This window comes from Aeromicrobium sp., assembly GCF_047606445.1.
Classification (GTDB): domain Bacteria; phylum Actinomycetota; class Actinomycetes; order Propionibacteriales; family Nocardioidaceae; genus Aeromicrobium.
On the sequence record NZ_JASGEK010000004.1, the window covers coordinates 33,708 to 51,960 of the forward strand.

Consider the following 18,253-nt stretch of genomic DNA (forward strand, 5'->3'; position numbering starts at 1 on the left):
CCGAAGCCATCATCCTGCGTCTCCCGTCAGGCGCCGGAGGCCTCGTCGACCAAGATCTGGGCGCCGAGGGTGGACTCGGGGATGCCGAAGCCCTCGATGAGGGTGAGCAGGTGGGGGCGGAGGACCTCCAACTGGGTGTTGACCAGCGAGGTGACGGTCTTCGCGCGGTGGTCCGACAGGCGGTTGTGGCCCATGAACCAGGCCAGGTCCTCCTCGATCACGCTCAGCGCGTACAGGTGGCACACCTGGCGCAGCAGGTCGGCGGCCTCCTCGTCCTCGCAGCGCGCGATACCCGCCGTGAAGGCCTCCAGCACGATCCGGTCGATGTGCGTCCGGCCGCAGCGCAGCACATGGTCCTGGGCGTTGTTGAAGACCGCGAACGCCTGGGCCGGATCGCTCTTGGACGCCTTCTGCAAGCGCCGGGCCGCCGTCTCGATGACGTGCCGCTCACGGTCCTCGAACAGGTCGAGCTGGGTGCCCCGGTCGAGCAGGTCGTGCTCGTCGCCGCCCGGCCGCGCGTCGATGAGACGCTGGATCAACTGCGAGGCGGCGGTCCGCTCGCGCACGGTGTCCGAGACGGTGCTCGCCACGAACTTGACCATGCCGACCGGGTTGAGACCACGGACTTCGTGCGCGTAGCCGGTCAGCAGCTCCTTGGCGACCAGCTGCAACAACACGTGGTTGTCGCCCTCGAAGGTCGTGAACACGTCGATGTCGCCGCGCAGCGCGCTGATCCGGTTCTCGATGAGATAGCCCGCGCCGCCGCACAGCTCGCGCGCCTCCTGGATCGCCTGCGACCCATGCCAGCTCAAGACCGCCTTGAGCCCGGCCGCGCGGCCCTCCAACTCGCGCTGCTCCAGCGGGTCGGGGTCCTCGGATCGCTGCAGCCGGTCCATGCGCGCGACCAGCTGGTTCTGCGCGAAGCGGTAGGCGTAGGCCCGGGCGATCAGCGGCAGCAGGCGGCGCTGGTGCACGCGGTAGTCGGCCAGCACGACCTCCGTGCCGTCCGGCGCGGCGAACTGCCGCCGCTGCAACGCGTACCGTCCGGCGATCGACAAGGCCACCTCTCCGGCTGCGGCCGACGCCCCGCCGACGCTCACCCGACCCCGGATCAGCGTGCCGAGCATCGTGAAGAAGCGCCGGTTGAGGTTGTCGACAGGTGAGGAGTAGACGCCCGCCTCGTCGACGTCGCCGTACTTGTTCAGCAGGTTCTCGCGGGGGACGCGGACCTGGTCGAACATCAGACGCCCGTTGTCGACGCCCTTCAAGCCGCCCTTGTGGCCGCAGTCGGACGTGGTGACGCCGGGCAGGTCGTTCCCGTCCTCGTCGCGGATCGGCACGAGCAGGCAGTGCACGCCGTGGTTCTCGTCGCCGACCACCAACTGGGCGAAGACGGCCGCCATGGTCGCGTGACGGGCCGCGTTGCCGATGTAGTCCTTGCGGGCGCTCGGCGTGGGCGAGCAGACCACGAACTCACCCGTCTCGGCGTCGTAGGTCGCGGTGGTCTCGATGCTCTGCACATCGCTGCCGTGCCCGGTCTCGGTCATCGCGAAACAGCCGACGAGGTCGAGTCCGATGATGCGCGGCACCAGCGCGTGATGCCGCTCGGTGCCCAGGTTGGCGACCGCGCCGCCGAACAGGCCCCACTGCACGCCCGCCTTCACCATGATGGACAGGTCGAACTGCGCCAGCATCTCGATGCCGGTGACCGCCATGCCCGGGTCGCCCGTGCCGCCCTGCTCGGTCCGGAAGCCCGCCGCCGGGATGCCCGTCGGGACCAGCAGCCGCAACTGCTCGAAGGTGCGCTGCCGCGCGGCCTCCAGGTCGAGGTCGTGGTCGAAGGCCAGGTCGAGGTCGGGAAGGGTGCGGCGCGCGTCGTCGCGCACGTGCCGCCATTTCCCGTCGAGGGCGATCCGCAGTTCGTCAGCCAGCGTCATGGCCCCACCGTAGCCCCCACTAGCCTGACTCCGTGGTGAACGGGCTGCTCGTGGCGGGAACGACCTCCGACGCCGGGAAGACCGTCGTCACGACCGCGCTGTGCCGCGCCTTCGCCCGGCGCGGCGTGAGCGTCGCCCCGTTCAAGTCGCAGAACATGTCGAACAACTCCATGGTGACGGCCGACGGCGCGGAGATCGGCCGGGCGCAGTGGACGCAGGCGCTCGCCGCCCGCGCCGAGCCGGAGGCCGCGATGAACCCGGTGCTGCTCAAACCCGGCGGCGACCACACGAGCCACGTCGTGGTGATGGGCGAGCCGGCCGGGACGCTCGGCGCGCGCAGTTTCGCAGGCGGCGGACGGGCGCACCTCGCCCGGGCCGCCTTCGGGGCGCTCGACGACCTCGCCTCCCGTTACGACGTGATCGTCGCCGAGGGGGCCGGGTCGCCCACGGAGATCAACCTGCGCGCCGACGACTACGTCAACATGGGGCTCGCCCGGCACGCCGGCCTGCCGACGGTGGTCGTCGGCGACATCGACCGGGGCGGGGTGTTCGCGGCGCTCTTCGGCACGGTCGCGCTGTTGGAGGCCGCCGACCAAGACCTGATCGCGGGCTTCGTCATGAACAAGTTCCGGGGCGACGTCGGGCTGCTCGCGCCGGGGATCGACCGGCTCGCGGAGCTGTCGGGGCGGCCGACGTACGGGGTGCTGCCGTGGCATCCCGACCTGTGGCTCGACTCCGAGGACGCCCTCGACTTGGAGGGACGGCGCGCGGGGGAACGAGACGACGCGCTGCGGGTGGCGGTCGTGCGGCTGCCGCGGATCAGCAACTTCACCGACGTCGACGCGCTGGGGATCGAGCCGGAGGTCGACCTGGTCTTCGCGACGCGTCCGCAGCACCTCGACGACGCCGACCTCGTCGTGCTGCCCGGCACCCGCGCCACCATCAGCGACCTCGCCTGGCTGCGCGAGCGCGGACTGGCCGACGCCGTCGCCCGGCACGCGGCGTCGGGGCGTCCGGTCCTGGGCGTGTGCGGCGGCTTCCAAATGCTGGGTCGGGTGATCGCCGACCCGGACGGCGTCGAGGGGGCGGCGGGGGCCGAGGCGGAGGGCCTGGGCCTGCTCGACGTGCGGACGGACTTCGTCGCGGAGAAGACGCTGCGGCTGCCGACGGGTTCGGCGCTGGGAGAGTCGGCGGCGGGCTACGAGATCCACCACGGCCGGATCACCCGGGAGTCGGGCGAGGAGTTCCTGGGCGGGGCGCGCTCGGGGTCGGTGTTCGGCACGATGTGGCACGGGAGCTTGGAGTCCGACGGGTTCCGGCGCGCTTTTCTGGCCGAGGTCGCGCGGGCGGCCGGGCGGCCGGAGCCGGTCGCGCGGGTGTCCTTCGGGGAGCGGCGTGAGGCGCGGCTCGACCTGCTCGGCGACCTCGCCGAGCAGCACCTGGACGTCGACGCGCTGCTCGACCTCGCCGCTTCCGGCGCGCCCTCGGGCCTGCGTCGCCTCGCCCCGGGAGCGGGCGCGTGAGGGTGCTGCTGCTCGGCGGCACGGCCGAGGCGCGCGATCTGGCCGAACGGCTGCTGGCGACCGGGATCGACTTCGAGTCCTCGCTCGCCGGGCGGGTGGCCCGTCCGCGTCTGCCAGTCGGTCCGGTGCGGATCGGCGGCTTCGGCGGGGTCGAGGGGCTGCGGTCGTATCTGCGCGAGCGCGCGGTGACCGCCGTGATCGACGCGACGCACCCCTTCGCCGAGGGCATGACCCGCCACGCGGCGGCGGCCTGCGCGGCCGAGGGCGTGCCGTGGATCCGGCTCGCCCGCCCCGGATGGTCCGAGGCGCCGGGGGCCGACGCCTGGCACTGGGTCGACGACCACGACGAGGCCGCGCGGGTGGCCGCCGCGTTGGGCGAGCGTCCGTTCCTGACCGTCGGACGGCAGGCGCTCGGCCGCTTCGCGGGCCCGTTGGCGGGCCACGCGGCGCTCGTACGGGTGGTCGACCCGCCCGCCGTCGACCTGCCGGAGCCGTGGACGCTGCTGACCAGTCGGGGTCCTTACCGCCTCGACGGCGAGCTCGCGCTCATCGACGAGCACCGCCTCGACGTCGTCGTCACCAAGGACTCCGGCGGCTCCTACACCTGGCCCAAGATGGAGGCCGCCGCCCAGCGTGGTCTGCCCGTCGTCGTGGTCCGTCGCGGCGACCCCGCCCCCGGGATCCCCGAGGTCACCACCCCCGCCGACGCCCTCTCCTGGCTCGCCTTCTAGCCAGATTTGCTGGGTTATCCACCCTTTTGGCGTCGGGAAACGGTGGATAAGTCAGCAAATCTGGCGAGGACGGAAGCCACAGCGAGGGCGGAGAGGTGGACGAGGGAGGCGAGGCGGACGGCGCGGGGGATGTCCTGCGGGGTCGGCGGAGGGCCGTCGCCGAGGCGGACCCGGTCGTCCATGACGCCCTCGTAGTGGTTGACGCCGCCGAGCCGGCAGCCGAGCGCCCCGGCGAAGGCGGCCTCGACCGCGCCCGCGTTCGGGCTCGGGTGGCCGGGGGCGTCGTTGCGCCAGGCGCGCAGGGCGTCGGACGGGCGTCCGCCGACCAGCGGGGCGGCCACGGCCGTCAGCAGCGCCGCCAGCCGGGCGGGAACGAGGTTGGCGAGGTCGTCGAGCCGCGCCGACGCCCAGCCGAAGTTCCGATACCGGGTCGAGCGGTGGCCCACCATCGCGTCGAGCGTGTTGACCGCGCGATAGCCGATCAGCCCCGGAATCCCGGCGACGCCGCCCCACCACAGCGGCGCGACGACCGCGTCGGAGGTGTTCTCGGCGACCGACTCGACCACGGCGCGCGCCAACTCGTCGGCGTCGAGGACGCTCGGGTCGCGGCCGACGAGGCTGCGCACCCGCTGGCGGGCGCGGGGGAGGTCGTCGGCCAGCACCGCGTCGCCGACCGCCGCCGCCTCGCGGCCGAGCGAGCGTCCGCCGAGCACCGCCCAGGTGGCGACGGCGGTGACGAGGGTGTGGAGCAGGGGTCGCCGTCGGGTCGCCCGCTCGGCCAGCGCGCCCGCCGCGACGACCGACCCGACGGTCGTCGCGGTGAACACGACTCCGGGAATGCGGTCGTCGGCGTACAGGCGTGTTTCGAGCCGTCCGGCCGCCTGGCCGAAGCCCGCCACCGGGTGCCAGCGGGCCGGATCGCCCCAGACTCGGTCGGCGGCGAAGCCCAGCGCCAGGCCGAGCGCTCGCGACCGGCTCACGGGACCGCCGCCACGACGAGTCCGGCGGTCAGCGCGATCTCGACGCTCGCGCCGAAGCAGTCGCCGGTGACCCCGCCGTGGCGTCGCAGGCAGCGCTCCAACACGAGCGCCGCGCCGAGCAGCAGTGCGGCGGCCAGCACGAGCCCCCGCCACCAGGGGAGGTCGCCGAGCATGGCGAGCCCGACGCAGGCCCCCGCGACGAGCAGCCAGGTGAGGGCGGCCGCCGTGCGCGGGACCGTCTCGGCGAAGCTCACCGCCAGACCCGACGACCGCGCCGGACGGAACCCGCGCGCGCAGCACAGCGCGAGCGCCGCCCGCGACAGGCAGACGAGCGCTCCGACGACCACCGGCCCGACGTCGGCGCCGACCAGCGCCGCGACCGACGCCGCCTGCGCGCCCAGCACCAGGACCAGCGTCGCCGCGCCCGCCGGACCGGCCGTGCCGCCCTTCATGACCTCCAGCGAGCGGGCGGGGTCGTGCGAGGCGGTGAGGCTGTCGGCGACGTCGGAGAGCCCGTCGAGGTGCAGCGCCCGGCTGCCCAGCGCGAGCGCCGCGACCGTCAGCAGTCCGACGACCAGCGGCGGCCCGGCGACCAGTCCGCCGGTCCAGACGACGAGCCCGGCCAGCACGCCCAGCGGCGCCACCGCCAGCGGCGCCACCAGCATCGCCCGGGCCGCCACCCCTCGGTCGACGCGGGCGGGGGCGGGCCAGCGCAGGACCGTCAGCGTCCCCGCCGCCAGCAGCCAGGCGTCACGCATCAGCGGGTCAGGGCACGAGGTCGGCGAGCAGGGCCGTCTCGGACAGGAGCAGGCCGGCCGAGCGGACCAGGGGGACGGCGGCGACCGCGCCGCTGCCCTCGCCGAGGCGCATGCTCAGGTCGAGGATCGGGTCGAGGCCGAGCTTGTCGAGCGCCAGCGACTGCGCGGGCTCGGTGGAGCGATGGCCCGCCGCGCACCACGCGGACGCGCCCGGCGCCAGCCGTTCGGCCAGCAGCGCCCCGGCGACGCTGATCACGCCGTCGATCAGCACCGGCACGGCAGCCCGGGCGGCCGTCGCGATGAAGGACGCCGACGCGGCCAGGTCGGCGCTGCCGAGCGCCTGGAGCGTCTGCACGGGGTCGTCCGTCCGGTCGCCCGCGCGGTCGAGCGCCTGCTGGACGACGTCGATCTTGTGCGCCAGGCCGGCGTCGTCGACGCCGGTGCCGCGCCCGGTGACCTCCTGGGCGGGCAGGCCGAGCGAGGCGGCGATGAGCGCCGACGAGGGCGTGGTGTTGCCGATGCCCATGTCGCCGGGGATCAGCAGCTGCGCGCCCGCCGCGATCTCCTCGGCGGCGATCCGCGCGCCCGCGGCGAGCGCCGCCTGGGTCTCCTCGGCCGTCAGCGCGTCCTCCAGGTGGATCGGACGGGAGCCGGAGTTGACCTTGAAGGCCTTGACGGCCGGGTCGACGTCGTCGAGCGGATCCTCGACGCCGAGGTCGAGCACCCGCAGGCTGACGCCGTGCTGGGCGGCCAGCACCGAGACGCCCGCCTTGCCCGCAATGAAGGTGCGGACCATGATGCCGGTGATGGCCTTCGGATAGGCCGAGACGCCATGGTCGGCGACGCCGTGGTCGCCGGCGAAGACGACCGCGCGCACGCGCTCGATCGGCGCGGGCGGCACGGCGCCCTGGGTCGCGGCGACCCAGAGGGACAGCTCCCCGAGCCGCCCGAGGGCGCCCGCCGGCGTGGCGAGGCCGTTCAGCCGCTCCCGGGCGGCCTCGACGAGCGAGGGGTCCGGGGGCGTGACGGGCGTGCCGACGGGCGGCACGGGGAGCGCGCTCACAGGGCCGCCGCCGCTTCGCGCCGGGCGGTCTCGACGGCCTCGCGCTTCGCGGAGCGGTCGACCAGGCCGGTCAGCGCCACGCCGAGGGTCAGCCACAGCGCGCCCTGGGTGACGAGCGAGGCGGCGCGGAAGTCGGCGAGGACCTTCGCGGGGAACTCCTTCTCGACCAGCGACTCGGCGATCGACGGCATCGGCTCCATGAGCCAGGCCGTGACGGCGATGACGGCGACGTACAGCACGACGCCGGCGGTCACCGCGGCCCACGCGCCGGCCGTGGCGAGCACCGTGCGGGCCACGAGCACGGCGGCGACCATCGCGAGGATCGAGATGACGACGAAGGAGAAGTACAGCGCGGTGCGCGTGCCGATCGACTCGCCGCTGCCGACCGCGGGCGGGTTCGCGGGGTACTTCAGCCACGGGGCGAGCACGTAGGCGACGAAGCCGAGGCCGACCACGGTCGCCGTCGTGGCGACCGGGCCGAGACGGCCGAGACGGCCCGCGGCGAAGGCGGCGGTCACGCCGACGACGCCGCCGAGCACCGCGCCGACGAGCAGGGTGGCGGTGGCAAGGCCGGGGCCGGCCTGCTGGCCGCGGGTGATGCCCTCCTCCTCGTCACCGTGGGAGTGGCCCTCTTCGGCGGCCTCGTCGCCGTGGTCGTGGGCGGGAGCCTCCTCGGCGGCCGAGGCGGCCTCCTCGACGGCGATGGCGTCGTCGACGGGCGGCTCGCCGACCGTGAAGGCCACGATGAAGGCGACGAAGCCGGCCAGCAGGCCGGCGATCATGCCGTGGATCAAGAAATTGCGGGGGGTCATGCGGAACTCCATCCGGGAGTGGGAACGGCCGACGTCTCGACGTCGCGCCGTGAGGAAAAGGGGTCGCCGACATCGCTGACGCGCGGAGCGTCAGCGATCGGTCAGCGGGTCAGTGGCAGGGGAAGCCGAGCAGGTGGCGTCCGTCGTGGACCCACTCGTGCACGTCGCTGCCGGAGATCAAGGACGTCGCGCCCTGCTCGGCTCCGACGAAGTACACGACGACGACGGCGAGCAACGCCGCGAACAGGCCCCACGGGGCGAGTTCCTTGACGGGGATGGAGACCGGGGCGACCTCGGGGGTCGCGGCCGGGTTCAGCTGGCTCATGTCTCTCCTAGCGGGATGATGCGTCCCAGGGTTGGGATGACTGCCGGTCCCCGGGTCTGGCTCCACCCGCCGGAGCGGGTGTCACAGTAGCGCGACTGCGCCGGAATCCCACCGGCTTCCGTGCTGGACCGACGGGCTCATCGTAGACCCAACGGCTCCCCGGCGACCACCTCCCCGTTGCCGGGGCAGCGGCCGAGGCCGGTGGCGAGGGCGATGACGTCGCCGTGGGTGACGAGCAGGGTGGTCTGCGTTGGGTCGAGTTCGGCGACCAGGGCCGACACCCGGCGCAGCGTGGAGGCGTGGTCCTCGCGCAGGCCCTGCTCGACGAGGCGGGGGTCGAGGTGGACCGGCAGGCCGAGCCGCGCCGCGACGACGACGGCGGTCTGCCGGGCCCGGACGGCGGGCGAGGAGACGATCCGGCGGGCGCCGAGCACGGCGACCTGATCGGCGGCGTCGGCGGCCTGCTGGCGGCCGAGCTCGGTCAGCGGCGGGTGCGGCGTGTGGCCCTGGAGGCGTCCGAGGGCGTTCCAGGTGGACTGGCCGTGCCGCAGCCAGAGCAGCCTCATGCGCCCAGGGCCGCGACGGCGCCGACCACCGTGACGGCGGGCGCGCCGACCCCCGCCTCCTGCGCCTGCTCGGCGATGGCGGCCACGGTGGCGCGGACGACCCGCTGGCTGGGCCGCGCGGCGTCGGCGACCACGGCGGCGGGGGTGGCGGGGTCGAGGCCGCCGTCGACCAGCGCCTCGGCGATGCGCGACAGGTTCCTCATGCCCATGAGCACGACGACGGTCACGCCGGAGCGGGCCAGCGCCGACCAGTCGACGGTCGAGGTCGGATGGCCCGGCGGCACATGGCCGGAGACGACCGTGAAGCCCTGGCTGACACCGCGATGGGTGACCGGGATGCCGGCCAGCTCCGGCGCGGAGACCGCCGAGGTGACGCCGGGGATCACCCGGGTCGCGACGCCCGCCGCCTGGCAGGCCTCGACCTCCTCGCCGCCGCGCCCGAAGACGAAGGAGTCGCCGCCTTTGAGCCGCACGACGCGACGGCCCGCTCGGGCGTGCTCGATCAGCAGCCGGTGGATCTCCTCCTGGGCGGTGGAGCGGCCGTAGGGGATCTTGGAGACGTCGACGACCTCGACGTGCTCGGGCAGGTCGGCGAGCGCGGCGACGGGTCCGAGCCGGTCGGCCAGCACCACGTCCGCCTCGGCCAGCGCGGCCTGCCCGGCGAGGGTGAGCAGGGCGGGGTCGGAGGGTCCGCCGCCGACGAGGGTGACGAGGCCTGTCCCTTCGCCCTTCGAGGCTCGCTCGTTCCTCGCTCGCACCTCAGGGACCGACGAGTTCACCACCACATCAGCCGCCGCCACGTCTTCCAGCGTCGCCGTGCGGGCCTCCCAGACGACGAGGCCGCGCTCGTGCCAGTCCTCGACGGTCGCGCAGACCTCGGGGCAGACGACGGTGACGGCGAGGTCGTCGATCAGCGGCTCCAGGCGGGCGGCGGCGCGCAGGTCGCCGACGGTGGCGAGCACCCGCGCGCCGGGGTCGAGGGGCAGGTCGGTCATCAGGTCAGGATCCTTCTCCAGGCGGCCAGCAGCGAGCGGGTCGTCGTCGGGCGGCGAACGGCCACGCGCGTCCAGGTCGCGTCGAGACCGGGGAAGGTGTCGGCGCGGCGCACCGCGCATCCTTCCGCACGGAGCCGGGCGTGCGCCTCGGGGCCGGGCCGGGCCAGCACGAAGGACGCCGACGCGGGCGTGACGACGGGGACGCCCAGCTCGGTCAGCCCGTCGACCAGGATCGCCCGCTGGCCGGCGACGAGCCGGGCCCGCCGCTCGGCCTCGGCGACCGCCTCGTCGCCGGTCGTCGCGGTGAGCACGGCGAGCGCCGGGGTCGAGACCGACCACGGCGGCTGCTGGCGGCGCAGGTCCGCGACGATCTCGGCGTCGCCGACGACATAGCCGGCGCGGACGCCCGGCAGCGCCCACAGCTTCGTCAGGCTGCGCAGCACGATCAGGCCGGGCACGGGGACTGCGGCGAGGCTGGCGCGTTCGCCGGGCACCGCGTCCATGAACGCCTCGTCGACCACGACGACGCGGCCGGGCCGCAGCAGACGGCGCAGGTCGGCGACTGGATGCAGCACCGACGTCGGGTTCGTGGGATTGCCGACGATCACGAGGTCGGCCTCCTCCGGCACCGCGTCGGGATCGAGGCGGAAGCCGTCCTCGGCGCGGGCCAGCACCCGGTGGACGGCGTGTCCGGCGGCGGCGAGCGCCACCTCCGGCTCGGTGAACTGCGGATGCACGACGACCGGATGACGCCAGGCGCGGGCGCGGGCGATCAGCGTGAACGCCTCGGCCGCGCCGGACGTCGCCAGCGCCTCGGCGGGCGCGCGCCCGTGCCGCCGGGCCACGGCCTTCTCGGCGGGCGCGGCGTTCGGATAGGCCTCCAGGCGGCGCAGCGCGTCGGCGAGCGCGTCGTCCAGCCAGGCCGGACGCGGCTCGTCGGAGACGTTCACCGCGAAGTCGGTCAGCCCGTCGGCCAGCTCGGCGTCGCCGTGCCAGGCGAGGTCGGGGGTGGTCGTCCCTTCGAGGCTTGCTGGGCGATGGGTTGCCGGTTCCTTAGATGCCGCGAGGGACGAGCGGTGGGAGTACCTCCCGCTCGCGGGGGATCGAAGGGCGAAGGGACGTTGACTGGCCGCCTCGGCCACACGCTGCGCCAGCCGGGGGGCGCCGGCCCAGTGGGTGTGCAGGTAGGAGGCGTGCAGGGTGGGGCTGGCGAAGCCGACGGGCTCGCCGCGCTCGACCAGCCAGGCGGGGGTGTCGCCGTGCGTCGGGGCGACGGTGGTGCGGTGGAACTCGTGGGCGGCGACCCGCTCGCCCGCCCGGGTCAGCAGCGAGTCGTGTCCGGCGACGCCGGTGCGGTAGGCGAGGGTCAGCCGGGGCGTCATGCGGGCGTCGGCGTCGAGCGCGCCGACCATGGGCGCGTCGTCGACGCTGCGGCACAGGTACAGCAGTCCGGCGCACTCGGCGACCGTCGGGACCCCGTCGGCGACCGCCTCGCGCAGTTGCTCGCGCAGCGAGGCGTTGCCGGCGAGCCCGGCGGCGTGCACCTCCGGGAAGCCGCCGCCGAGGTAGAGGGCGCGGGTTCCGGCGGGCAGCTCGGTGTCGGTGAGCGGGTCGAAGACCTCCACCCGGCAGCCGGCGGCGGTCAGCAACTCCGTGGTCTCGGCGTAGGCGAAGGTGAAGGCGCGCCCGCCCGCGACGGCCACCACCGGCGCGCCGTCGACCGGCGTCACCTCATTGGCCGGACTCCAGGGCTCGGCGTCGAGGTCGGGGGCGCTGGCGGCCAGTTCGACCAGCGCGTCGAGGTCGATCCGCTCGGCCACCTGGGCGGCGAGCCGGTCGAGCGCGGCGGCGGCCTCGTCGCGCTCCTGCGCCGGGATGAGGCCGAGGTGGCGTGACGGGGCGACGATCCCGTCGTCGCGCGACAGCACGCCGAGCACCGGCAGGCCGAGCGGCTCGACGGCGCGGCGCACCTCGTCGGCGTGCCGCTGCGACCCGGCCTTGTTGAGGACGACGCCCGCGACCCGCACCGACGGGTCGAAGCTCGCCACGCCGTGCACGAGCGCGCCGATGGTGCGCGAGGCGTGCGAGATGTCGACGACGAGCACCACCGGCGAGCCGGTCACGGCGGCGACGTGCGCGGTCGACGCGAAGCCCTCCCCGCCGATCTGCCCGTCGTAGAGCCCCATCACGCCCTCGATCACCGCGAGGTCCGCGCCCGCCGCGCCGTGCAGCAGCAGCGGGGCGAGCCGCTGCTCCCCGACGAGGTGGGGGTCGAGGTTGCGGCCCGGACGCCCGGTGGCGAGCGCATGATAGCCGGGGTCGATGTAGTCGGGCCCGACCTTGTGGCCGCTGACCCGGTGGCCGGACCGGGCGAGCGCCGCCATCAGCCCGGTCGCCACGGTCGTCTTCCCGTGCCCCGACGCCGGGGCCGCGACGACGAACCGGGGGAGTCTCACCATTCGATGCCCCGCTGGCCCTTCTGGCCGCGGTCGAAGGGGTGCTTGACGTGGCCCATCTCGGTGACGAGGTCGGCGATGTCGGTCAGGTCGGGGTGCGCGCGACGTCCGGTGACCACGACGTATTGGCGGCCCGGCCGGTCCCGCAGCGTCTCGATCACGTCATCGACATCGACCCAGCCGCGCTCCATCAGATAGGTGAACTCGTCGAGCACGTAGAGGTCGTGCTGCTCGGCGGCCATCCGGCGCTTGACCTCCGCCCAGCCCTCGGCGGCCTCGGCGGCGTGGTCGGTCTCGGTGCCGGGCTTGCGCGACCACGACCAGCCCGAGCCCATCTTGTGCCACTCGACGGGGCCGCCCTCGCCGGTCTGCTCGTGCAGCTCGCCGAGCCGTTCCAGCACGGTCTGCTCGCCGATGCGCCACTTCGCGGACTTCACGAACTGGAACACGCCGATGTCCCAGCCCTGGTTCCAGGCCCGCAGCGCCAGCCCGAAAGCCGCCGTCGACTTGCCCTTGCCGTTGCCGGTGTTGACGATGAGCAGCGGCTGGTTGCGGCGCTGCTTGGTGGTCAGGCCGTCGTCGGGGACGACGAGCGGGACTCCCTGGGGCATCAGGCGGCCTCCTTCACGACGGTGGTGAGCGCGTCGGCGGTGACCTCGCCGAGCGGCAGGTGGGCGGCCTCCAGGATCTCGGCGAGGCGGCGGGCCAGGCCCATGCGCATACGTCCGGTCTCGCAGTCGACGACCACTGCCTCGACCCCGGCGAGCAGGGCGGCGGCGCGCTGCGAGCGGCCGACGGGGTCGACGCCGTGGGTGGCGCGGCCGTCGGTGACGAGCACGAGCAGCGGGCGGCGGCGGGGGTCGCGGACGCGTTCGATCCGCAGCGTCTCGGCGATCTGCAGCAGTCCCTCGGCCAGCGGCGTGCGGCCGCCGGCGGGGAGGTCGTCGAGGCGGCGGGCGGCGATGTCGACCGAGCCGGTCGGCGGCAGCGCGAGCTCGGCGGTATCGCCCCGGAAGGTGACGAGCCCGACCTTGTCGCGGCGCTGGTAGGCGTCGAGCAGCAGCGACAAGATGGCGGTCTTGACCTGCTCCATGCGCTTGCGCGCCGCCATCGAGCCGGAGGCGTCGACGCCGAAGAGGACGAGGTTCGACTCGCGCCCCTCGGTCACCGCGACCCGTAGGTCGGTCGGCGCCAGCGCGACCCGCCGGTCATCGCGGGGGCGCGACGCCTGGTGGGGGGCGGCGGCCCAGAGGGTCTGGGAAAGGTCGAGCCGACCGCCGACGCCGCCCTCGGGCCGCCGCGCGCCGACCCGGCGTCCGTTGGAGGTCAGCGCGCGGGAGCGGCGTCCGGCCTCGCCCGCGCCGATCCCGTCGACGGTGAACAGGCGGGCGCGGCTCGGCTCGCCCGCGCGCGCGGTGGTCGTGGGGGCCTGGCCGCCGCCGCTGTCAGTGCCGCCGACGTCTCCGGCGGGGGGTGGCGCCTGGGTGTCGTCGCCCTCCGGCCCGTTCGGCGGCGCGCCGCCGTCGCCTCCGCCGTCCGGGCCCCCGTCGTCGGGGCCGTCGGGCTCGGGGTCGTCGTCCTCGCCGAGCAGGTCGTCGAGCTGCTGCTCGTCGACGCCGGGCGCGTCGAAGGGGTTGCGGCGACGCCGGTGCGGCAGCGCGAGCCGGGCCGCCACCCGGATGTCCTCGGTGGTCAGCGCCGTGCGGCCCTGCCAGGCGGCGTGCGCGGCGGCGGCGCGGGCGGTGACGATGTCGGCGCGCATCCCGTCGACGTCGAAGGCCGCGCAGATCTCCGCGATCCGCACGAGGTCGTCGTCGCTCAACTCGACCTCGGCCAGCAGCTTCTGCGCGGCGGCGAGCCGCTGGGACAACGCCTGCTCCTCGTCGGCCCAGCGGGCGGCGAAGCCCTCCGGGTCGGCGTCGAAGGCCAGACGGCGGCGGGTCACCTCGGCGCGCAGCGCGGGGTCGCGGGGCGCGGCGACGTCGACGGTCAGGCCGAAGCGGTCGAGCAGCTGGGGCCGCAGCTCGCCCTCCTCGGGGTTCATCGTGCCGATCAGCACGAAGCGCGCCGCGTGCTCGACCGACACCCCGTCGCGCTCGACCGTGGCCCGGCCCATGGCGGCGGCGTCGAGCAGCAGGTCGACGAGATGGTCGTGCAGCAGGTTGACCTCGTCGACGTAGAGGATGCCGCGATGCGCCTTGGCGAGCAGGCCCGGCTCGTACTCGGTGACGCCCTCGCTGAGCGCCTTCTCCAGGTGCAGCGAGCCGAGCACGCGGTCCTCGGTGGCGCCGACCGGCAGCTCCACCAGGCGAACCGGACGGGTCTCGGAGGCCGGGTCGGGGCCGAAGGGGCCGTCGGGCGACAGCGGCGCGGGGTCGCGCGGGTCGGAGGAGAACCGGTCGCCCGCGACGACCTCGATGGGCGGCAGCACGGAGGCCAGCGCGCGCACCATGGTCGACTTCGCGGTGCCTTTCTCGCCGCGCACGAGGACGCCGCCGATCTCCGGGGAGATGGCCGCGAGGAGGAGGGACAGGGCCATGTCGTCGGCGCCGACGACGGCCGTGAAGGGGTACTGACGTGGCATTCGGGGCTCCCGCTCGTCTCGCCGTGTGGATGCGCCCGAGGCCGGTCTTCGGACTTCCCATCGTCGATGAGTCACCGCTGCGGGCCCAGCGCCGGACTTCCACCGGCTTCCCAGATTCTCCCCGGAGGGCACCTCGGGCTATGACGCTGACAGGCTATCGCCGTCCGCCCCGCGCCCCGAGCGCGGTGGGCGGTCACCAGGTGAGAAGTCGTACGCCGGGGAGCTGGGTGATGGCGGCGTCCACGGTGACGAGCGTGAGGCCGTCGGTCATCGCTTGCGCGACGAGAAGCCGGTCGAAGGGGTCGCGGTGCGCCCAGTCGAGGCTGCCCGCGAGGACGGCGTGGGCGCTGGTGACGGCGAGTTCTTCGGCCCCGAGGTCGGCGATCCGCGCCGGCCACGCGGCGACGAGAGGAGCTGCGTCGAGTTTGCCGAGTCGGACCTTGGTGGAGACTTCAAAACCACATATCGCTGAGACGAACAGACGGTTCTTCCGATCGCTCAATACTCTGCGAGCCTCGGCTGGGACGCGGTCGGGTTGACCGAGCAACCAGAGCAACACATGGGTGTCGAGCAGGTAGGTCACTCCCATGCGGCGAGTTCCTCCTCGGGGAGCGGCTCGAAGAAGGCGTCGGTCACGGCGAGGTCCATGAAACCGAAGACGCGGGGCGTCGGCTCGTCCAGGCTGTTGAGCCGGGCGATGGGTCGTCCGGCGCGGGCGATGAGGACTTCTTCCCCTTGCTCGACACGTGCCAAGAGCTCGGAGAGCCGCGTCTTGGCCTCGTGGATGTTGACGGTGACGGTCATGGCGACAGTTTAATGAACTAAGTCTGGCTAGTCTAGTTTGATCTGGCTGACGCGCGGTGACGGCAGTGGGGCTTCGCGGGTAGCCTCGCGGGTCATGGGCGCGCAGCGGGTCACGGTCGTCGGGATCGGGGACGACGGGTGGGAGGCGCTGCCTGCGGCGGCGCGCGCGTTGGTGCTCGGCGCGGACGTGCTGCTCGGCGGCGAGCGACACCTCGCTTTGCCGCCCGCAGTCGACCGACAGCGCCGCGTGTCGTGGCCGTCGCCGCTGCGGGAGGGCCTGCCCGCCCTGCTCGACTCCCTCGACGGGACGGTGGTGGCGCTGGCCTCCGGCGATCCGTTGGTCGCGGGGATCGGCACGACGCTGATCGACCTGCTCGACGCCGACCGGGTCGAGGTCGTCCCGGCGGTGTCGTCGTCGGCGCTCGCCCGCGCTCGTCTGGGTTGGCCGGCCGAGACCGTCACCGTGCTGCGCGACCATCGGGAGCTGCCGCGCCACCTCGCCCCCGGCGCGCGGATGCTGGTGCTGAGCGCCGACGAGACGACGCCCGGCGAGGTCGCTCGGACGCTCGTCGACCACGGCTTCGGGCCGAGCCGGCTCACCGCGCTCGCGCATCTCGGCGGCGCCGACGAGTCCCGCCACGAGGCGACCGCCGCGACGTGGGCGCACACCGTGCCGACGCTGCATGTGCTGGCCGTCGAGGCGGCGGCCTCGACGGGCGCCGTGGCGCTCGGCTGGACGCCCGGCCTGCCCGACGAGGCCTTCGAGCACGACGGACAGATCACCAAACGCGACCTGCGCGCCTCCGCGCTCTCCCGCCTCGCCCCGCGTCCCGGCGAACTGCTGTGGGACGTCGGCGCGGGCGCGGGGTCGGTCGGGATCGAATGGTCGCGGGCGCATGTCCGCTGCCGGACAGTCGCGGTCGAGGCGCACGCGGAGCGGGCCGACCGGATCGAACGGAACGCCGTCCGCCTGGGCGTCCCCTCGCTGCGCGTGGTCCGTGGTCGCGCGCCCGGCATGCTCGCCGGTCTGCCGACTCCCGACGCGGTCTTCGTCGGCGGCGGCGCGTCCCGTGAGGGCGTGATCGAGACGGCGTGGGAGCGGCTGCGCCCCGGCGGCCGGCTCGTCGTGCATGCGGTGACCTTGGAGACCGAGGCGGTCGTGGCCGGGTGGGCGGCGCGGGTCGGCGGCGAGCTGACGCGGGTCGCGGTGGAGACCGCCCGCCCCATCGGCACGTTCACCGGCTGGGAGCCCGCCCGCGCCGTGGTCCAATGGGCCGTCGTCAAGCCACAGGAGGAGTCGTCGTGACGGTGCGTTTCGTGGGGGCCGGACCGGGCGCCGCCGACCTGCTGACGCTGCGCGCGGTGAACCTGCTGCGCGCCGCCGACGTCGTCGTCTACGCCGGGACGTACCTCGACGCCGAGGTGTTGTCGCACTGTCGCGAGGGCGTCCGGCTGGTCGACGCCGCCGACCTCGACCTCGACCAGATCACCGCCGAGCTGGTCGGCGGGCACGAGGCCGGTCTGGAGGTCGTGCGGCTGTGCTCGGGCGACCCGTCGCTGTACTCGGCCGTCCACGAGCAGGGGCGACGGCTCGACGTCCACGGGGTGCCGTGGGAGGTCGTGCCCGGCGTGCCCGCCTACGCGGCGGCGGCGGCGCTCGTCGGCGCGGAGTTGACGGTGCCCGAGCTGGTGCAGTCGGTCGTGCTCACTCGCACCCAGGCGCGGTCGACGGCCATGCCGGAGGGCGAGGCGCTGGCGAACTTCGCGGCGACCGGCGCGACGCTCTGCCTGCACCTGGCGATCACCCGCACCCGCGTCTTGGCCGAGGAGCTGGCGGCGCACTACGGCGCGGACTGCCCGGTCGTCGTGGTCGCGCACGCCTCCCGTCCCGACCAGCTGGTGCTGCGCGGCACGCTCGCCGACATCGCCGACCAGGTGGAGGCGGCTGGGCTGCGTCAGGCCGCCGTCATCCTCGTCGGCCGCGCCCTCGCCGAGGACGTCTGCGGCAGCGAGTCCTACCTCTACTCCCCCGCCCGCGACCGCTCCCTCAAGTCGCGCAGGTGATTAGACGCTGTCAGGCGACAGTGAGGTGAGGACCGTGCGGAGTTGGCTTTGGAGCGTGTGGATGTCGCGGTGGGCGACGGTGAGCAGGATGTCGAGATCAGCTGACCAGTAGCCGTGGACGATCCGGTTGCGGAGAGCCGCGGGTCGTCGCCAAGGGATGTCGGGATGCTTGTCTTTGACGGAGTTGTCGACGCTGTTCAGCGACTCCCCGAGGACGGTGAAATTCCAGAGCAGCGCCTCGCGCGTCGTGGCGTCGTCGGAGAGCGAGTCGACGGTGGCGCCGTCGGTCAAAGCGATGACACGGTCGATGGCTCCGAGCGCTTCGTGAACGCGAAGCCAGTCACGCCGCATAGAGTTCCCAAGCCTCGTCGAAGACGCGTTCGCGCAGGGCGGGGTGGAGATGGTCGCGGGAGACCAGGTCGACTGGTCGGCCGAAGATCTCGGAGAGTTCCACCTCGATGTCGAAGAACTCGAAGCCGAGGTGGATGTCAGGGGCGAGCACGTACAGCAGGTCGATGTCGCTCTGCGGGGTGTCCTCCGCCCGGGCGGTCGAGCCGAAGACGTCGAGGCGTGCGATGCCGTACCGCTGGCATACATCGCGCAGGCGGTCCCGGTCGAATGACACGCTCTCCATGCCTCTCAGCGTAACGAGAGC

The 18,253-nt window shown here is 74.2% G+C and carries 19 protein-coding genes and 2 riboswitches; of the genes, 4 read left to right on the forward strand and 15 right to left on the reverse strand.

What is annotated here, in order from left to right; genetic code table 11:
• Nucleotides 1-26: 26 nt before the first annotated feature.
• Nucleotides 27-1,937, reverse strand: a complete 1,911-nt coding sequence (locus tag QM621_RS01250; RefSeq protein ID WP_414988530.1) for an acyl-CoA dehydrogenase — start codon at nucleotides 1,935-1,937, stop codon at nucleotides 27-29.
• 35 nt (nucleotides 1,938-1,972) lie between these two features.
• On the opposite strand from QM621_RS01250, the gene QM621_RS01255 reads away from it, so the two are divergent.
• Both QM621_RS01255 and QM621_RS01260 read left to right on the forward strand, forming a co-directional pair.
• Nucleotides 1,973-3,460: a cobyric acid synthase gene (locus QM621_RS01255; protein ID WP_414988556.1), complete on the forward strand. Its 1,488-nt coding sequence runs from the start codon at nucleotides 1,973-1,975 to the stop codon at nucleotides 3,458-3,460.
• Nucleotides 3,457-4,191, forward strand: coding sequence for a cobalt-precorrin-6A reductase (locus tag QM621_RS01260; RefSeq protein ID WP_414988531.1), 735 nt, complete (start codon nucleotides 3,457-3,459; stop codon nucleotides 4,189-4,191). The genes QM621_RS01255 and QM621_RS01260 overlap by 4 nt, the downstream gene beginning before the upstream one ends.
• Before the next feature lie 14 nt (nucleotides 4,192-4,205).
• Here QM621_RS01260 and QM621_RS01265 read toward each other — a convergent pair whose 3' ends face one another.
• From QM621_RS01265 to QM621_RS01320, 12 genes are all read right to left on the reverse strand, one after another.
• On the reverse strand, nucleotides 4,206-5,171 hold the full coding sequence (locus QM621_RS01265; protein WP_414988532.1) for a cobalamin biosynthesis protein: 966 nt from the start codon (nucleotides 5,169-5,171) through the stop codon (nucleotides 4,206-4,208).
• Nucleotides 5,168-5,929 carry an adenosylcobinamide-GDP ribazoletransferase gene (locus QM621_RS01270; RefSeq protein ID WP_414988533.1) on the reverse strand — a complete coding sequence of 254 codons (762 nt, stop codon included), beginning with the start codon at nucleotides 5,927-5,929 and terminating at the stop codon, nucleotides 5,168-5,170. The genes QM621_RS01265 and QM621_RS01270 overlap by 4 nt, the downstream gene beginning before the upstream one ends.
• Nucleotides 5,930-5,936: 7 nt before the next feature.
• On the reverse strand, nucleotides 5,937-6,992 hold the full coding sequence (cobT, locus tag QM621_RS01275; protein ID WP_414988534.1) for a nicotinate-nucleotide--dimethylbenzimidazole phosphoribosyltransferase: 1,056 nt from the start codon (nucleotides 6,990-6,992) through the stop codon (nucleotides 5,937-5,939).
• Nucleotides 6,989-7,804, reverse strand: a complete 816-nt coding sequence (locus QM621_RS01280; RefSeq protein WP_414988535.1) for a CbtA family protein — start codon at nucleotides 7,802-7,804, stop codon at nucleotides 6,989-6,991. Before QM621_RS01280 ends, cobT begins: the two co-directional genes overlap by 4 nt.
• 109 nt (nucleotides 7,805-7,913) lie before the next feature.
• On the reverse strand, nucleotides 7,914-8,129 hold the full coding sequence (locus tag QM621_RS01285; protein ID WP_414988536.1) for a CbtB domain-containing protein: 216 nt from the start codon (nucleotides 8,127-8,129) through the stop codon (nucleotides 7,914-7,916).
• A 54-nt stretch (nucleotides 8,130-8,183) separates the two neighbouring features.
• Nucleotides 8,184-8,249: riboswitch (cobalamin riboswitch) on the reverse strand.
• A 17-nt stretch (nucleotides 8,250-8,266) separates the two neighbouring features.
• The gene (locus QM621_RS01290; RefSeq protein WP_414988537.1) at nucleotides 8,267-8,695 is read right to left on the reverse strand and encodes a histidine phosphatase family protein; all 429 of its coding nucleotides are present in this window, start codon (nucleotides 8,693-8,695) and stop codon (nucleotides 8,267-8,269) included.
• Nucleotides 8,692-9,453 carry a uroporphyrinogen-III C-methyltransferase gene (gene cobA / locus QM621_RS01295; protein WP_414988557.1) on the reverse strand — a complete coding sequence of 254 codons (762 nt, stop codon included), beginning with the start codon at nucleotides 9,451-9,453 and terminating at the stop codon, nucleotides 8,692-8,694. Before cobA ends, QM621_RS01290 begins: the two co-directional genes overlap by 4 nt.
• 236 nt (nucleotides 9,454-9,689) lie before the next feature.
• Nucleotides 9,690-12,149 carry a cobyrinate a,c-diamide synthase gene (locus QM621_RS01300; RefSeq protein WP_414988538.1) on the reverse strand — a complete coding sequence of 820 codons (2,460 nt, stop codon included), beginning with the start codon at nucleotides 12,147-12,149 and terminating at the stop codon, nucleotides 9,690-9,692.
• Nucleotides 12,143-12,757, reverse strand: a complete 615-nt coding sequence (cobO, locus tag QM621_RS01305; RefSeq protein WP_414988539.1) for a cob(I)yrinic acid a,c-diamide adenosyltransferase — start codon at nucleotides 12,755-12,757, stop codon at nucleotides 12,143-12,145. The genes QM621_RS01300 and cobO overlap by 7 nt, the downstream gene beginning before the upstream one ends.
• On the reverse strand, nucleotides 12,757-14,730 hold the full coding sequence (locus QM621_RS01310; RefSeq protein ID WP_414988540.1) for a magnesium chelatase subunit D family protein: 1,974 nt from the start codon (nucleotides 14,728-14,730) through the stop codon (nucleotides 12,757-12,759). Before QM621_RS01310 ends, cobO begins: the two co-directional genes overlap by 1 nt.
• 21 nt (nucleotides 14,731-14,751) lie before the next feature.
• Nucleotides 14,752-14,881, reverse strand: a riboswitch (cobalamin riboswitch).
• A 42-nt stretch (nucleotides 14,882-14,923) separates the two neighbouring features.
• Entirely contained in the window at nucleotides 14,924-15,319 is a 396-nt protein-coding gene (locus QM621_RS01315; protein WP_414988541.1) for a type II toxin-antitoxin system VapC family toxin, read from the reverse strand.
• Nucleotides 15,310-15,534: a type II toxin-antitoxin system Phd/YefM family antitoxin gene (locus tag QM621_RS01320; protein ID WP_414988542.1), complete on the reverse strand. Its 225-nt coding sequence runs from the start codon at nucleotides 15,532-15,534 to the stop codon at nucleotides 15,310-15,312. Before QM621_RS01320 ends, QM621_RS01315 begins: the two co-directional genes overlap by 10 nt.
• A gap of 94 nt (nucleotides 15,535-15,628) precedes the next feature.
• Here QM621_RS01320 and cbiE point away from each other — a divergent pair, with 94 nt between their 5' ends.
• Both cbiE and cobM read left to right on the forward strand, forming a co-directional pair.
• On the forward strand, nucleotides 15,629-16,840 hold the full coding sequence (gene cbiE, locus QM621_RS01325; protein WP_414988543.1) for a precorrin-6y C5,15-methyltransferase (decarboxylating) subunit CbiE: 1,212 nt from the start codon (nucleotides 15,629-15,631) through the stop codon (nucleotides 16,838-16,840).
• Entirely contained in the window at nucleotides 16,837-17,598 is a 762-nt protein-coding gene (gene cobM / locus QM621_RS01330) for a precorrin-4 C(11)-methyltransferase (protein WP_414988544.1), read from the forward strand. Before cbiE ends, cobM begins: the two co-directional genes overlap by 4 nt.
• Here cobM and QM621_RS01335 read toward each other — a convergent pair whose 3' ends face one another.
• Both QM621_RS01335 and QM621_RS01340 read right to left on the reverse strand, forming a co-directional pair.
• Complete coding sequence (locus QM621_RS01335; RefSeq protein WP_414988545.1) at nucleotides 17,599-17,949, reverse strand: DUF86 domain-containing protein; 351 nt, start codon at nucleotides 17,947-17,949, stop codon at nucleotides 17,599-17,601.
• Nucleotides 17,939-18,232: a nucleotidyltransferase family protein gene (locus QM621_RS01340; protein ID WP_414988546.1), complete on the reverse strand. Its 294-nt coding sequence runs from the start codon at nucleotides 18,230-18,232 to the stop codon at nucleotides 17,939-17,941. The genes QM621_RS01335 and QM621_RS01340 overlap by 11 nt, the downstream gene beginning before the upstream one ends.
• Nucleotides 18,233-18,253: the final 21 nt, after the last annotated feature.

Coding starts and splice junctions, on each gene's coding strand:
- QM621_RS01280 (WP_414988535.1), bottom strand. CDS start 7,804: ATGACCCCCCGCAATTTCTTGATCCACGGCATGATCGCCGGCCTGCTG.
- QM621_RS01270 (WP_414988533.1), bottom strand. CDS start 5,929: ATGCGTGACGCCTGGCTGCTGGCGGCGGGGACGCTGACGGTCCTGCGC.
- QM621_RS01310 (WP_414988540.1), bottom strand. CDS start 14,730: ATGCCACGTCAGTACCCCTTCACGGCCGTCGTCGGCGCCGACGACATG.
- QM621_RS01290 (WP_414988537.1), bottom strand. CDS start 8,695: ATGAGGCTGCTCTGGCTGCGGCACGGCCAGTCCACCTGGAACGCCCTC.
- QM621_RS01335 (WP_414988545.1), bottom strand. CDS start 17,949: ATGCGGCGTGACTGGCTTCGCGTTCACGAAGCGCTCGGAGCCATCGAC.
- QM621_RS01285 (WP_414988536.1), bottom strand. CDS start 8,129: ATGAGCCAGCTGAACCCGGCCGCGACCCCCGAGGTCGCCCCGGTCTCC.
- QM621_RS01250 (WP_414988530.1), bottom strand. CDS start 1,937: ATGACGCTGGCTGACGAACTGCGGATCGCCCTCGACGGGAAATGGCGG.
- cobO (WP_414988539.1), bottom strand. CDS start 12,757: ATGCCCCAGGGAGTCCCGCTCGTCGTCCCCGACGACGGCCTGACCACC.
- QM621_RS01315 (WP_414988541.1), bottom strand. CDS start 15,319: ATGGGAGTGACCTACCTGCTCGACACCCATGTGTTGCTCTGGTTGCTC.
- QM621_RS01340 (WP_414988546.1), bottom strand. CDS start 18,232: ATGGAGAGCGTGTCATTCGACCGGGACCGCCTGCGCGATGTATGCCAG.
- QM621_RS01300 (WP_414988538.1), bottom strand. CDS start 12,149: ATGGTGAGACTCCCCCGGTTCGTCGTCGCGGCCCCGGCGTCGGGGCAC.
- cbiE (WP_414988543.1), top strand. CDS start 15,629: ATGGGCGCGCAGCGGGTCACGGTCGTCGGGATCGGGGACGACGGGTGG.
- QM621_RS01320 (WP_414988542.1), bottom strand. CDS start 15,534: ATGACCGTCACCGTCAACATCCACGAGGCCAAGACGCGGCTCTCCGAG.